13 protein-coding genes are annotated in these 14,692 nt (G+C 34.3%); all 13 read left to right on the top strand.

What is annotated here, in order from left to right; translation table 11 throughout:
* Positions 1–6: 6 nt before the first annotated feature.
* The 13 genes from OQX63_RS11785 (at position 7) to OQX63_RS11725 (ending at position 14,688) form a co-directional block, all read left to right on the top strand.
* Positions 7–1,725 (top strand): thiamine pyrophosphate-binding protein, encoded by a 1,719-nt coding sequence (locus tag OQX63_RS11785; protein WP_265851071.1) that lies wholly within the window; start codon positions 7–9, stop codon positions 1,723–1,725.
* Positions 1,726–1,770: 45 nt separating this feature from the next.
* Entirely contained in the window at positions 1,771–3,072 is a 1,302-nt protein-coding gene (gene rfbH / locus OQX63_RS11780; RefSeq protein ID WP_265851070.1) for a lipopolysaccharide biosynthesis protein RfbH, read from the top strand.
* 5 nt (positions 3,073–3,077) lie between these two features.
* A complete protein-coding gene (locus tag OQX63_RS11775; RefSeq protein WP_265851069.1) occupies positions 3,078–3,977 on the top strand; it encodes a glycosyltransferase family A protein in 900 nt (299 codons plus the stop codon).
* Between the two features lie 4 nt (positions 3,978–3,981).
* Positions 3,982–5,040, top strand: coding sequence for a glycosyltransferase family 10 domain-containing protein (locus OQX63_RS11770; RefSeq protein ID WP_265851068.1), 1,059 nt, complete (start codon positions 3,982–3,984; stop codon positions 5,038–5,040).
* A gap of 21 nt (positions 5,041–5,061) precedes the next feature.
* Positions 5,062–6,426 (top strand): lipopolysaccharide biosynthesis protein, encoded by a 1,365-nt coding sequence (locus tag OQX63_RS11765; protein WP_265851067.1) that lies wholly within the window; start codon positions 5,062–5,064, stop codon positions 6,424–6,426.
* Positions 6,423–7,277 (top strand): hypothetical protein, encoded by an 855-nt coding sequence (locus OQX63_RS11760; RefSeq protein WP_265851066.1) that lies wholly within the window; start codon positions 6,423–6,425, stop codon positions 7,275–7,277. Before OQX63_RS11765 ends, OQX63_RS11760 begins: the two co-directional genes overlap by 4 nt.
* 14 nt (positions 7,278–7,291) lie before the next feature.
* Positions 7,292–8,521 carry a hypothetical protein gene (locus OQX63_RS11755; protein ID WP_265851064.1) on the top strand — a complete coding sequence of 410 codons (1,230 nt, stop codon included), beginning with the start codon at positions 7,292–7,294 and terminating at the stop codon, positions 8,519–8,521.
* A 66-nt stretch (positions 8,522–8,587) separates the two neighbouring features.
* On the top strand, positions 8,588–9,898 hold the full coding sequence (locus OQX63_RS11750; RefSeq protein ID WP_265851063.1) for a UDP-glucose dehydrogenase family protein: 1,311 nt from the start codon (positions 8,588–8,590) through the stop codon (positions 9,896–9,898).
* 1 nt (position 9,899) lies between these two features.
* Positions 9,900–10,889 carry a UDP-glucuronic acid decarboxylase family protein gene (locus OQX63_RS11745; protein WP_265851062.1) on the top strand — a complete coding sequence of 330 codons (990 nt, stop codon included), beginning with the start codon at positions 9,900–9,902 and terminating at the stop codon, positions 10,887–10,889.
* A 1-nt stretch (position 10,890) separates the two neighbouring features.
* Complete coding sequence (gene galE, locus OQX63_RS11740) at positions 10,891–11,913, top strand: UDP-glucose 4-epimerase GalE (RefSeq protein WP_265851060.1); 1,023 nt, start codon at positions 10,891–10,893, stop codon at positions 11,911–11,913.
* A 346-nt stretch (positions 11,914–12,259) separates the two neighbouring features.
* Complete coding sequence (locus tag OQX63_RS11735; protein ID WP_265851059.1) at positions 12,260–13,360, top strand: glycosyltransferase family 4 protein; 1,101 nt, start codon at positions 12,260–12,262, stop codon at positions 13,358–13,360.
* The gene (locus OQX63_RS11730) at positions 13,357–13,902 is read left to right on the top strand and encodes an acyltransferase (RefSeq protein WP_265851058.1); all 546 of its coding nucleotides are present in this window, start codon (positions 13,357–13,359) and stop codon (positions 13,900–13,902) included. The genes OQX63_RS11735 and OQX63_RS11730 overlap by 4 nt, the downstream gene beginning before the upstream one ends.
* 12 nt (positions 13,903–13,914) lie before the next feature.
* Positions 13,915–14,688 (top strand): WecB/TagA/CpsF family glycosyltransferase, encoded by a 774-nt coding sequence (locus OQX63_RS11725; protein ID WP_265851056.1) that lies wholly within the window; start codon positions 13,915–13,917, stop codon positions 14,686–14,688.
* The last annotated feature ends 4 nt before the right edge of the window (positions 14,689–14,692 follow it).

Genomic DNA, 14,692 nt, shown 5'->3' with positions numbered 1-14,692 from the left:
ATTATAATGAAAGCGTCTGATTTTATAGCTAGCTTTTTAAGCAAAAAGGGAATTGAAAGTGTTTTCGAACTTTCTGGGGGGATGATTACGCATATCTTAGATTCTTTAAATCAAACAACAGATATAAAAATTATCACCATGCACCACGAGCAGGCTGCTGCTTTTGCTGCTGAGGGTTATGCAAGGATTACCGGGTTACCAGGCGTTGCGCTTGCTACAAGCGGGCCAGGTGCTACGAATTTATTAACGGGTATAGGCAGCTGTTTTTTTGATTCTACTCCAGCAGTTTTTATTACCGGACAGGTGAATACGCATGAGCAAAAAGGTGAGCGTGATATCAGACAATTGGGCTTTCAGGAAACAGACATTGTGGCCATGGCAAGGCCAATTACCAAGGCTTGTTTTTTAGTTAATGATCCTGAAGAACTTGAAGAGGTTTTTGAAAAGGCATTTGCCTTAGCTATAGAAGGAAGGCCAGGACCTGTTTTAATTGATATCCCGATGAATGTGCAAAGGGCACAAATAGAAGTAAGAGAAAATTTTATTCACGATAACAAGTCTATTGTCATCTCTGAGGATACTTTAAAAGCGCTCATCAAAGATATTAAAAATGCAAAGCGACCATTAATTTTGGCTGGACGAGGCATTAAGGCCGCGAATACCCAATCGGCTTTTGATCAATTTGTACAAAAAACACAAATACCGGTAACAACCACCCTATTGGGGCTAGACACTATTTCTTACGATGACGACCTGCGGATTGGTTTTATAGGTAGTTATGGCAACCGTTGGGCTAATATTGCATTTGGCGAGTGTGACTTACTGATTGTTTTAGGAAGCAGGTTAGATATCCGTCAAACAGGAGCTGACACTAAATTTATTGAAAATAGAAAAATTTATCATATAGATTGCGAAAGTGGCGAGATTAATAACAGGGTAACCGGTTGTGTAGGAATTGTTGCCAATCTTACCGATTTTTTCCCTCAGTTTGAAAAAGCATCACAATCAGCTGAGTTTTATTTACCAGTAGATTGGTTAAATCATGTGAATGAACTAAGGGCAGAATGGCCTGATATTAATGAACTTACACCTGATGGTATAAACCCTAATAAATTTATGCATGCACTTTCAAAGGGCAGTGCAGAAAACAAAGTGTATCTGGCTGATGTAGGTAGTCATCAAATGTGGTCAGCACAATCGCTGGAATTAAGTAAAGGTCAGCATTTTCTAACCTCCGGGGGCATGGGTGCAATGGGATTTTCATTACCTGCCGGCATTGGTGCATGTATAGCACTTAATAATCAGCCTGTAGTTGTAATCATAGGTGATGGTTGTATGCAAATCAATATCCAAGAATTGCAAACCATTGTCCGAAATAATTTAAAGGTTAAAATTGTTGTCCTAAATAACCGCACTTTGGGGATGATCAGGCAATTCCAGGATAGTTATTTCGAATCCAGATATCAATCTACTTATTGGGGTTACAGTGCGCCCGATTTTGCAAAGGTAGCTATGGCGTATGGAATTGATGCAATAACCATTGAAAGTTCGGAAGATATATCATCAGCAGTTTCATGGCTTTGGGCGGATGAAAATAAGGATAAACCGCAATTGGTTCAGGTAATGGTTGATCCGCATACTAATACTTATCCAAAAATAGCTTTTGGAAAGCCCATTACAGAAATGGAGCCCTTTGCAAAGCCAATTGAAATGGAAGGTACTTAATGAGATTTCAAAAAAAGATAATAATATTCCACAATACAAAACATTATGTTAAAAAATATTACTGATTCAAATGTAGAAAATGCCTTGCGTGAAATTGCCAGGCAGAAAACAACACAGATTATTGTTCCTGGCCAAAACTATATTCCAGTAACTGGGAAGGTTTTAGATGAGGAAGATATTATGTTAGGTGTTGATGCTACGTTAGATGGATGGTTAACTGCTGGTAGGTTTGCGAGTCAATTTGAACATGAATTTGCACAATATTTTGGGGCAACAAAAGCACTATTGGTTAATTCAGGTTCTTCAGCAAATTTAGTAGCATTTTATGCCTTAACCTCACCTAAATTAGGCGATCGGGCTATAAAACCAGGCGACGAGGTAATTACCGTAGCAGCAGGTTTTCCAACTACTGTTAACCCAATAGTCCAGTTTGGAGCAATCCCTGTATTTGTTGATGTTGATATAGCTACGCACAATGTTTTGGCAGAAGACTTAGAGAAAGCCGTTTCTCCTAAAACTAAAGCTATTATGATAGCACACTCTTTGGGTAATCCTTTTGATTTGGATGAAGTTATGCGTGTTGCAAAAAAATATAACCTTTGGGTTGTTGAGGATGACTGCGATTCATTGGGAGCAACATATAAAGGGAAAAAAACTGGAACTTTTGGTGATATTTCTACTTTTTCATTTTATCCCGCCCACCATATTACTATGGGTGAAGGTGGTGCTGTAATTGTGAATAATCCAGAATTGGCTAAATTGGCCGAAAGCTTTAGGGATTGGGGTAGAGATTGTTACTGTTTACCAGGAAAAGATGATACATGTGGATGTCGTTTTGGCCAACAATTAGGTACGCTTCCGTACGGTTACGATCATAAGTATACTTATTCACATATCGGATTCAATTTAAAGGTTACTGATATGCAAGCAGCATTTGGTGTTTCTCAATTAAAAAAATTAGATCATTTTGTGCAACGCCGTCGAGAGAATTATGCAGCACTATATTCAAGGATGAAAGAACTCGAAGAAATCTTTATACTGCCTGAACCAACTCAAAACTCCGATCCATCTTGGTTTGGATTTTTAATGACTTTGAGAGAAGGGGATTCAAACGACCGTCATATGTTGGTACAACATTTGGAAGAGAAAAAAATTGGTACCAGATTATTATTTGCTGGAAACCTTTTAAGGCAACCTGCTTATGCTAATATTGAGCATCGTAAAATTGGAGATTTAAAAAATACTGACACTATTATGAACCAATCTTTTTGGTTAGGTGTTTGGCCAGGATTAAACGAAAGTCATTACGACTATATTTTGGATGTTATTAAAAAATATATTAGTTAGTTCAAATGTTAGAGCTGCAAATTTTTATTTCAAGTTATAATCGCCCGGATTTAATTACTAAATCAATAGATTCTATTCTTAATCAAGAAGGAGTTAATTTTGAAATTATAGTTTCAGATAATTCTACGGATGATAAAACTGAAAAAATTATTAACAGCAATTATAATAATAGTGTTAGATATATAAAAAGAACGCCTTCTGTAGATGTAATATCTCATTTAAATTTGATTTTAAATGATGTTAAATCAGAATACTTCATGATATTTCATGATGATGATATTATGTTATCCGGTATGTTAAAACATCTTTTTTCTGAATTAAAGCGAGATAAAGATGTTGTAGCAGTTGGTTGTAATGCAAATACAATATATCATAGTGGAAAAATAAAGCATTGGTTTTTAAAAGACGAAATAAATAATCAAACTATACATAACGGTAAGGAGATGGCCCTTAGGTATTTATCCCCCAATTTAATTGTCCCCTTCCCTTCTTACATGTATAAAGCATCTGTAGCAAAAAGTATAAAATTTGACGTATCAAAAGGCGGAAAGTATTGTGACGTAGCTTTTTTAGTTGACGTTGCAAATAAAGGTAAAGTTGTTATGATTGCCGCACCATTAATGAATTATTATATACATGCCGGACAGGATAGTTTTAAGAATGATTTTTTAGCGAAGATTAAACTTATTCAGTATTTTGTTAAGGAGTTGAAAATGAGCAGGATGGATTCTGGTTTGTTCTCTTTTAGATTAACTAATATTTACAATGAATTAAAGTCTGTTAATGATTTAACTATTAAATCATTTTTTAGCAAGCGTTTTTTAATATTATACAAGTATAATTTTCGATCTTTTATAAAATTAACATTATTAAGTCTTAAAAACAATGTAAGATTTCTGAATTAAAAAGATGGAAATAATATTAGATATTCAATATCAATCTATAATATCACTACCGCTAAGTGAAAAAAATCTAGAGAGACTGCCAGGAGCATCATGGATTAATATTTTTTATGAATGGGCAGAGAATAATCATGTGAAAATATTACTATCTGGGCAAATTGACAAATCCAGAGCAGTTGGTGGAATATATATGATCAGTGAGATGTATACTGAAAATACGGAAGATCTGGTAAAAAGAGGTGCTATACCTTTTCTTATATATAGTTTAGAATCTCCAAATATTTCAAAATATTTTTATAGCACCTACACAACAAAATATAAATTTAAGTATACGTACCTGTTTCCCGGAGCATTCGGTTTTTTTGGCCATTCGAATAATGATATCTCTTTATTCTGGCCCAATTCAACTTTTCTAAGTAAACAATATTCTCCAACTAAAGATATATTTTTAGGAATGATTGCCAGTAACAAGCAAATGTTTAATAGGCGGTTTAAATTCATTCCAGGTTTTATTGAGCATTTATTTAAAAAAACAGTATGGTTTAGTTATTATCAGAAACTGAACAAAAAAAAGTATTTGGATCTCTATAAAAACAGATTAGAAGCCGCTATTTATTTTTCTAAATATGATGATTTTGCTTTATTTGGAAGGGGATGGAATACTAAAAATACTTTGAATTCTGAAGTTTTCAATCAAATACAAAAAATCAATCCCTTAGAGATAGATGATAAGTTTGAAACTTTAAGTAGGATGAAATTCTCAATCTGTTTTGAAAATTTTAGATTTCCAGGATACATTACCGAGAAGATATTTGATTGCTTTTTTACCGGTACAATTCCGATATATTTAGGGGCACCTGATATTGAAAATTATGTGCCCAGTAATTGTTTTATTGATGCCGGTCAATTTACCAACTTTAGCGATTTAAATAATTTTATTAGGTCAATTTCATCGGAAAAAATTAAAGAATTACAAGAAAATGCTGCCAAATTTTTAAATAGTCCGTCGTATGGAAAATTTACTGATCAGCATTTTGCGAATCAAATTCTTAATCTGATAAAATAATAAAATCAAAATAAATAGGATATGGCTATAAAGTTGCTGGTGAGTGGTGGGAAGAACTTGATTAACAAATTTGGAGATCGTACTAAATCTGTTATTTATGGATCTGGGTTAATGGTGCTGTCAACATTCGTAAATACGCTTACTCGGGTTGGGTTGATTGCTATTTTAGCTAGAATATATACAAAGGATGAGTTTGGGATTTGGGTTGCGATAACTTCTGCAACCGCTGTAATGGCTACATCTGATTTCGGGATTGGTAATGCTTTGAGAAATAAGCTTGCAGAGCTTAGGCCAAAAGGGGCTTATGGCGATGAAGAAGGTCGGTCCTTTTTTTTTTCCGTTCTATACTTCTTTATCATTATAGCCTGTTTAATATCAATTATACTTTTTCTTTTTAAGGATCAGATTGGGTACTCCAGTGTTTTTAATACTTCAAATACAAGTTTAAAAAATCAAGGAGTAAATATTTTACTAGGTGTTCAAACCATATTTTTATTTGGAATTCCATTTGGAATTGGAGCTTCAATGTTTTTTGCCTATCAGGAATCCTTTTGGGTTGCAATTCAAAATATTCTAAATGGAATATTATCATTAATAATCGTAAGTTTACTCGCTTTTTTTGATGCTGATATTACAATTACGGCACTTACATTTTTCATCATAACTTTTCTTATTAATTGTGTCGGTACTTTGGTATTTATTAAGAAGAGAAAGTGGGGAATGATGAGCTTTAAATTTTTAGAAATTCTTAGAAAGGTAAAAAAGCTACTGTTTCTTAGTTTAACATTTGCTATACTGCAAATATCTGGTGCTTTTATCTATAATGCTACAACTTTAATAGCAACTGCGAATTTAAGTTTATCTAATGGAGCCGAATTAAATCTTGTTCAGAAACTTTACACATTTATTATAACAGTTTTTCTAAGTTTTTATAATCCTGTATGGGCTGGTTATGCAGATGCGATTAACCGTTTAGACTGGCTTTGGTGCCGAAAAACTTTAAATAGAACATTACAGCTTACCTCTCTACTCTTTTTAACTGCAATTTTTATTTTTGCATATAAGGGGAATTTTTTTCTACAAGTGCTTGCGGGTAAAAGTTATGTTAGTAATATTTGGCTATTTATTTCTCTTGGCTTGTGGGCAATGTTTTATGCCCTATATTCAATGGGAGTTGCATTTTTAAGTGCTACAGGAAAGGTCCTAACTATAACAATTGCGACAGGTGTTTTTGCGTTATCCTACGTTCATTTAGGTAATATTTTAAGTCTTAAGTATGGGCTTAATGGGATTGCAATTCTTTCTGCAGCTGCCTTTTTTATATTAACCTTAATAACCTATTTACAATCATTTCTTATCATAAGAAAAAATATAAAAAAAATATGAGAATAATTGAATGCTGCCCCTTTTTCAAGGAAAATCTAGTTGCGGAGATTCATGCAAAAGAATCTGCAAAATGGGTCGATGAATTGCACATTACGGAATGTAATATGACACATCAATATCAACATAAGCCATTTTATTTCGAACATCAGGATATGAATAAAGTGGTGTATCATAAATTGGATGTTGATAAGATTTTCTTGAAGGCCAGAAAATTTGTGCCACATATCAAATTTACAAATAAACCCGATTGGCATCCAAAATTGTTTAGAAATGTTTCGTGGTATAACGAAGGTATGCAAAGGAAAAACTTTGTTCCGGCGTTTAACGATGATGACATCCTGATTTTTTCAGATATCGATGAGATTATCGATTCGCGTTTCGCCGAAGAGATTATTAGCGAGGTAAATAAAAGAGGAATTGTTACTGTTAAATTACACTTTACTTCTTTTTATTTTAATTTATTCAGTAAAGAGTGGGGCGGACCAAAGGATTACAGTTACAGGGTTTTTATTGTAAAAGGAAAAGTGTTTAGAGAACAATGGAAATCTGATTATGATACCTTGAGAAAAGCTGGTGAAAATTTTAGACTTATGGATAAGGTGTATTGCATTCCTGAAATAGCTGGCTTTCATCATTCATGGTTAGGAGATGAAAACTACATCAGTGAGAAAATTGCGGCTTATACCCATACCGAACATGCTGTGTATAATAATAAAGAATATATAAAAGAATGCCTGAGTCAAGGAAAATCCATTTTTCCGGAACAAAAATTGGAAGTTGATAATTCCATAAAATTACTAGATGTGGTTGAAACAAGCAGGCAAGACTATAATCAATATTTTATTTCTTAATAACAAATCTGCTAATGGTCATATCTAGGGATGGTAAGAGTTTAGGATTTATAATTTCGTCTGCATTGGTTTTATTCTATCTGTCTGATGCTGCTAATAAGTATTTTCAGGTAAGATCGTCTGAAATTAATGCTGATGGTCAAATTTTTAAGGATTCTTTTAGCGTTTCTATTTTTTTTCGGTTAGCATTTGAGGTGATTTTCCTCTACCTTATTATAAGATTTTTTGATAAGGAAAGAAAACAAGGCCTTATACTGATTGGAGCTCTTTTTTGCTCTTTTATTGTTGGTAATCTCTTATTTCTTTTAAACTATTATGATTCGAATTATAGTTTAAGCTATCATTTAACTTTATTTAATAAGTACATTTTTGTTTTTATAATCTTTTATGCTATTAAAGATATAGTTAATAACGGCGATGTTTTGGACAAAATCTATGCAGTATTTAAAAAGATTTACTTAGTCAATTCTTGTTTGATAATTGTTGGACTACTCTTAAATATAAATTTATTTAAATCTTACTATAATCAAGAGTATAGATATGGATATAACGGCTTAATCCCCTCCATTAACGAAGCAACGCTTTTTTATATGATTGGACTGTCCTTGTTTTATTTCAATTATATCCGACAAAAGAAAGATCTTATTGTACTGTGCATTTGTATATGTGCCTCATTATTGATGGGAGCAAAAGCAATGTACCTGTTTTTATTTTTGTTGTTAGGTTATCATATTTTATTCAAGGCAAATTATTGGCAAAAAGTTGTATTCTCAAGTATTCTTTTTTTTGGAATAATTGTTCTTATTCCCTTTTTACTAAGTGATAAGTATAGCTATTTATATGACTTTTTTATTTATCAGTATGAAAAGGAAGGCTTACTTTTTACGATTACTTCAGGCAGAAGTTTTTTTGTAATTACCCGGTTTTTGGAGAATACAGATTTATGGAATCTTCCAAATTATTTTTTTGGAGGAACCGATCAGTTGAAATTTTATATAGAAATGGATTTTTTTGATTCTTTTTTATTTATTGGCATAATAGGGAATATTTTTCTCTTCAGACTTTATTTCAAAACCATCTTCAAAAATATTAAACGTAGGAATTTTCGGTTTTTCTTTGCCTGTAGTTTTTTTTTACTTTCATTTTTAGTCGGGCACTTTTTTGCCAGCGCTATTAATGGCTTATATTTAAATGTTGCAATGATTTTTATGTATGCTTACGAAGACAATAGATTAGCTTACTAATCAGATCCCTATTCGATAGGTAATTGTGTTTTTGATCAATTTTTATGAATAATTAAAATTTAAACTATGAAGATAGCCGTTATCGGTACCGGATACGTAGGTTTGGTTACCGGGACCTGTTTAGCCGAAACAGGAAATGATGTAATTTGTGTTGATATTAATGAAGCAAAGGTAAAGCAGATGCAGAATGGCGAAGTGCCGATCTACGAACCTGGTTTAGATCTTTTGTTCCACAGGAATATCGAGCAGGCTAGGTTAACCTTTACCACCAATCTGGCTGATGCCGTAAAAGAAGCGCAGATTATTTTTATGGCTTTGCCAACGCCTCCGGGCGGTGATGGTGCGGCCGATCTTTCTTACATTTTAGGTGCTGCCAAGGATATTTCAAAACTGATTACCGAATATAAGGTTATCGTAAACAAATCAACCGTTCCGGTAGGTACAGCTGATAAGGTAAAAGCTGTTTTTGCCGAAAATACTTCAATAGAAGTTGATGTGGTTTCGAACCCCGAATTTTTAAGGGAAGGCGTAGCTGTCGATGATTTTATGAAACCCGACCGTGTGGTTTTAGGTACTAAAAGCGAAAAAGCTATAAAACTGATGGCCGAACTGTATGCTCCTTACGTTCGCCAGGGCAACCCGATCCTTTTTATGGATGAACGCTCTTCGGAACTGACTAAATACGCTGCAAACTCTTTTCTGGCTACAAAAATTACCTTTATGAACGAGGTGGCAAACCTTTGCGAACTGGTAGGTGCCGATGTTGATGCAGTACGCCGGGGGGTAGGTTCCGACGACCGTATTGGCAAACGTTTCCTTTTTCCGGGTATAGGTTACGGTGGTTCATGTTTCCCCAAAGATGTTCAGGCATTGGTTAAAGCTGCTGATGAAACGGCCTATGATTTCCAGATCCTGAAATCGGTAATGGAGGTTAACGAAAGGCAGAAAACAATTTTGGTTGATAAGGTACTTAAATATTACAAAGGCGATATTAGTGGTAGGCATTTTGCATTATGGGGATTGGCTTTTAAACCCGAAACCGACGATATCCGCGAAGCCCCGGCTTTATATATTATCGATGCATTGCTTAAAAGCGGTGCAAGCGTTACCGTATTCGACCCGGAGGGAATGGTAAATGTTAAAAATATCATTGGCAACCAGGTAAATTATGCCAAAAACCAGTACGAAGCTTTAGAAGGAGCCGATGCCCTTTTAATTGCAACCGAATGGTCGGTTTTCCGTAACCCTGATTTTGCTAAGATTGATGAAATCCTGCTAAATAAAGTTATTTTTGATGGACGTAATCTTTATGATCTGGAAAAAATGATTGATATGGGCTATTATTATAACAGTATTGGAAGAAAGTTAATAGATTAACATGGGGAAGAAAAGAATATTGATTACAGGTGCCGCCGGATTTTTGGGCTCACATCTTTGCGACCGCTTTATAAAAGAAGGTTACCATGTTATCGGCATGGATAACCTGATTACCGGCGATATGGCAAATATCGAACACCTGTTTAAACTGGATAATTTTGAGTTTTACAACCACGATGTTTCCAAATTTGTACATGTTCCCGGTGAGCTTCATTATATTTTACACTTTGCCTCACCTGCAAGTCCCATTGATTACCTAAAAATCCCGATCCAGACGCTTAAAGTTGGCTCGTTAGGCACGCACAACCTTTTAGGTTTGGCCCGCAGTAAAAATGCCAGGATGCTGATTGCTTCTACTTCTGAAGTATACGGGGATCCCAACGTAAATCCACAGCCCGAAGAATACTGGGGTAATGTAAACCCGGTTGGGCCGCGTGGCGTTTATGATGAGGCCAAACGTTTCCAGGAAGCAATCACTATGGCTTACCATACCTTTCATGGGGTAGAAACAAGGATTGTGAGGATTTTTAATACCTATGGCCCGAGAATGCGCCTGAATGACGGCCGTGTTTTACCTGCTTTTATCGGACAGGCCCTGAGGGGAGAAGATTTAACTATATTTGGCGACGGAAGTCAAACCCGTTCTTTCTGTTATGTTGACGACCTGATTGAAGGGATTTACCGTTTATTGATGAGCGATTATGCTCAGCCGGTAAACATCGGTAACCCTGATGAGATCACCATTAGACAGTTCTGCGAAGAAATTATCAAGCTTACCGGCACCACGCAGAAAATTGTATACAAAGAGCTGCCACAGGATGATCCGAAACAGCGCCGGCCAGACATTACAAAAGCCAGAGCGTTATTGAGCTGGGAACCCAAAATTGGACGTGCGGAAGGATTAAAAATTACATACGAATATTTTAAATCGTTGCCTGCAGAGGCTTTGGAAAAGATAGAACATAAAGATTTTACCACATTTAACCGTTAAAATGGCAAAAATATTAGTTACTGGTGGAACAGGCTACATCGGTTCGCATACCGCTGTAGAATTATACAACGCAGGATACGAAGTTGTAATTATCGACAATCTTTCTAACTCGAACATCAAAATTCTAACGCAGCTACATGCCGTCACCGGCAAATGGTTCGATTTTCACGAAATCGACCTGCAGGATGATCAGGCTGTACAGGAATTTGCAGAAAACCATACCGATATCGATGGGATTATCCACTTTGCGGCTTACAAGGCAGTTGGCGAATCGGTAGCAGAACCCTTAAAATATTACAGGAACAATTTTTATGGTTTAATTAACCTTTTAACATCTTTTAACAGGAAAATTGATTTTGTTTTTTCTTCTTCATGTACCATTTATGGTCAGCCCGAAACTTTGCCCGTAACTGAAGCGGCACCAGTGCAGAAAGCAGAATCGCCTTATGGTAACACCAAACAGATTGCCGAAGAAATTTTGGCAGAAACCGCTGCTGTAACCCCTGATTTAAATGTAATTGCTTTGCGTTATTTTAACCCGGTTGGTGCACACGAAACCGCTCTGATCGGCGAATTGCCAAATGGTGTTCCTGCAAACCTGGTTCCTTTTATTACCCAATCGGCCATTGGTAAACGCGGTCCAATTACGGTTTATGGCGATGATTACGATACTCCTGATGGTTCTGCCATCCGCGATTATATCCATGTGGTAGATCTGGCGAAAGCACACGTTGCCGCAATCAAAAAATTAGAAGGTGGAAACCCTAACGGTAATTACGATGTTTTTAATATCGGTACCGGTAAAGGTTCTTCAGTTTTAGAGATTATTGCTGCCTTTGAAAGGGTAAACGGTGAAAAACTTGATTATAAAATAGGTCCAAGAAGGGCTGGTGATGTTGTAAAGGTATATGGTGATGTACAGAAATCGAACAATGAACTGGGCTGGAAAGCCAGTCTCGATATCAATGAGATGATGCGCTCGGCATGGGAATGGGAAAAATACATTAAGGCAAACCCTTTTTAAAAATTGTTAATGAATAGCACGTTGATTGAGAATTATAATTTATTACATATTATTCTTTTGTAGGATGGAATAGATAAATCGATGGTTTTTAAACGGTATTATAATGCACAAATTATTACCTATACGAACTATCTAAACTTTGCTGAAACAATGATGTGTGGGTATGCTACACCACAATTATCAGTTTTCATTTTCGATTATATGGTATGATCTTTAATAAAAGTAATCAAATTGAGTTTTTATTTAGAAACCTAAGCCATAAAGTTATGATGCTGAACCTTGAGAAGATTATATTCTTTTATGATTAGCGTTAATTAGTAATGAATAAAATTTAAATAAAATTATTTTGATTAAAGTTTATATTATTTCTAATATGTATCCCTCAAAGGATGATGCATATTATGGTGTATTCGTAAAGAATTTTTATAATTCGATGATTGAATCTCCAGAAATCGAAATTGTATCTACTTCTTTTATTAGAGGTCGTGGAAAATCTTTTTTGTCAAAATTAATGAAATATATTGGCTTCTATATCAGTATATTCTTCAAATCACTATTCATTCGTTATGATATTGTCTACGTTCATAATGTGTCGCATAGTATCTTACCGCTTTATCCAGTCCTTTTAAAAAGAGCATTCACCAAAATTAAAATTATTATTAATCCACATGGAGAAGATATGGTGATCACTCATAAGATTGATGGTATTTTACTAAAATTATCTCTTCCATTCATCAAGAGAGCTGATCAGATAATTGCTCCAAGTTCATATTATGCTGGTTTAATTACAAGTTTGTATCAATTAAATTCTAAAAAAATATTTATTTCACCTTCAGGTGGGGTTAATTTATCAATATTCAGAGTTCTTGAAAAACAACCTGTAAATATTACGGGAATGAAAATCGGATTTGTATCGAGAATTGATGCAGATAAGGGTTGGGACATTTTATTGCATGCACTAAGTACACTTGTAACTATTGATCAGTTTAAATCCTTAAAAGTAAGTTTTGTAGGAAGAGGAACAGATGTTAATAGGTTTTTAGAATTAATTGATACTTTAAACTTATCGGCACATGTAGAGTATTTAGGGTTTAAGTCGCACACACAACTTCCCGAAATAATTAATACATTTGATGTTTTTGTATTTCCAACTAAAATGAAAGAAAGCTTAGGACTGGTGGGACTTGAATCTATGGCATGCGGTGTTCCAGTAATTGCATCCAATCAGGGTGGAATGTCAGACTATGTTAAGGATGGTGTTAATGGCTTTACTTTCAAATGTGGTGATTACTTTAGTCTTTCAAACGTGCTTGAGAATTTTTTTAATTTAAGCACTGGGGAGGTTTTGGATATGAAGAAAAATGCTTTGGAGACTGCGAAAGTATTTTCTAGCAATAATGTTAAAAACAATATGATTGCGAATCTGATTTCAATTAAAAATAAATGAAAAATGCTATTCTTCTTCAAGGAAAATTTTTACTTGTTCAAATTTTGAATACCGTGTATTCACTTTTACCATTTTTTACCCTAAAAAAAATTCTGTTACAATGTGTCGGTATTAAGATTGGGCATAAATCCTGTATTCATAGAGGAGTTAAATTTTTTCATATTGGGAATTTGTCTTTGGGAAATAATTCTGTCATTAATTTTGGGTGTTATCTGGATAATAGAAGGAATATAACCATTGGTAATAATGTTTCAATTTCTCATGATACAAAAATTTATACTTTAGGACATGCCATAGATTCTTCAGATTTTTGCACTCAAGGTAAGCCAGTTATAATTAAAGATAATGCTTGCATTTTTGCAAATGTTTTAATAATGCCCGGAGTTATAGTAGGAGAAGGTGCTGTTATTTTACCTGGATCAGTTGTGACGAAATCAGTTGGTGAAATGGAGGTAGTTGGTGGAAATCCTGCCAAATTTCTCCGCAAAAGAAATTCTACATTGGAATATTCTATTGATTATTCTTACTGGTACGCACTTTAGTGATTATTTAAAATGATAGATAAAGAAAAGTTCTTAGACTATAATTTTGTAGTTTCAGAAAGTATTGAACAAGTGGCGTTAAGTATTTTGGAATATCAATATGACATAAATACCAATATATTGCCAATTATTTTCACGCCAAATGTTGATTATATCGTTAAACTTAACAATAGTAAGTTTCATGAAATAAGAGAAAGACTTAAAAAATCAGCTTTTATTTTGCCAGATGGGCAGCCAATTATATGGGCTTCCAAATTTTATAAAGGTAGAATTATAACTAGGTTAGCAGGTAGCGACCTTTTTAGCCATCTTTACCGGCTAATAAAAAAGCGTCAAACGGCATCTTTATTTCTAACCTCTGGTCAAAGCGTTTCTAATTTCTATCAACAAGATTTTCCCACAGGTCATATCCTGACATTACCTTATATTGATCCGGAAAAAAATATTGAATTTGAAAAAATTATTGATGAAAGTGTTAATCTTATTAATAATAATAATATAAAATATGTTTTTATTGGAGTAAGCTTCCCTAAGCAGGATAAAATAGCTTTAGGTATTTTTGATAAACTAAAAACTAATGGGTATAAGAATATTCCTGTGTTAGCCTTAATTGGTGCGAGTCTTGAATTTGAAGCAGGAATAAAAAAAAGAGCCCCGGTGATTTTTCAAAAAATCGGGTTAGAGTGGTTTTTTAGGTTTTTATTGGAACCTAAAAGACTTTTTAAAAGGTATTTCATCGATAGTTTTCAATTTATTAAGATTGTTAGGATGAATAAAAACGTATAATAAA

It is taken from the genome of Pedobacter sp. PF22-3 (genome assembly GCF_026239555.1).
GTDB lineage: Bacteria > Bacteroidota > Bacteroidia > Sphingobacteriales > Sphingobacteriaceae > Pedobacter.
This window is presented reverse-complemented; position numbering and strand designations above follow the sequence as displayed.

What these genes read in the sequence shown, in the direction of transcription:
- OQX63_RS11725 (WP_265851056.1), top strand. Translation starts at nt 13,915, where the DNA reads ATGATAGATAAAGAAAAGTTCTTAGACTATAATTTTGTAGTTTCAGAA.
- OQX63_RS11760 (WP_265851066.1), top strand. Translation starts at nt 6,423, where the DNA reads ATGAGAATAATTGAATGCTGCCCCTTTTTCAAGGAAAATCTAGTTGCG.
- rfbH (WP_265851070.1), top strand. Translation starts at nt 1,771, where the DNA reads ATGTTAAAAAATATTACTGATTCAAATGTAGAAAATGCCTTGCGTGAA.
- OQX63_RS11770 (WP_265851068.1), top strand. Translation starts at nt 3,982, where the DNA reads ATGGAAATAATATTAGATATTCAATATCAATCTATAATATCACTACCG.
- OQX63_RS11745 (WP_265851062.1), top strand. Translation starts at nt 9,900, where the DNA reads ATGGGGAAGAAAAGAATATTGATTACAGGTGCCGCCGGATTTTTGGGC.
- OQX63_RS11755 (WP_265851064.1), top strand. Translation starts at nt 7,292, where the DNA reads ATGGTCATATCTAGGGATGGTAAGAGTTTAGGATTTATAATTTCGTCT.
- galE (WP_265851060.1), top strand. Translation starts at nt 10,891, where the DNA reads ATGGCAAAAATATTAGTTACTGGTGGAACAGGCTACATCGGTTCGCAT.
- OQX63_RS11750 (WP_265851063.1), top strand. Translation starts at nt 8,588, where the DNA reads ATGAAGATAGCCGTTATCGGTACCGGATACGTAGGTTTGGTTACCGGG.
- OQX63_RS11765 (WP_265851067.1), top strand. Translation starts at nt 5,062, where the DNA reads ATGGCTATAAAGTTGCTGGTGAGTGGTGGGAAGAACTTGATTAACAAA.
- OQX63_RS11785 (WP_265851071.1), top strand. Translation starts at nt 7, where the DNA reads ATGAAAGCGTCTGATTTTATAGCTAGCTTTTTAAGCAAAAAGGGAATT.
- OQX63_RS11730 (WP_265851058.1), top strand. Translation starts at nt 13,357, where the DNA reads ATGAAAAATGCTATTCTTCTTCAAGGAAAATTTTTACTTGTTCAAATT.
- OQX63_RS11775 (WP_265851069.1), top strand. Translation starts at nt 3,078, where the DNA reads ATGTTAGAGCTGCAAATTTTTATTTCAAGTTATAATCGCCCGGATTTA.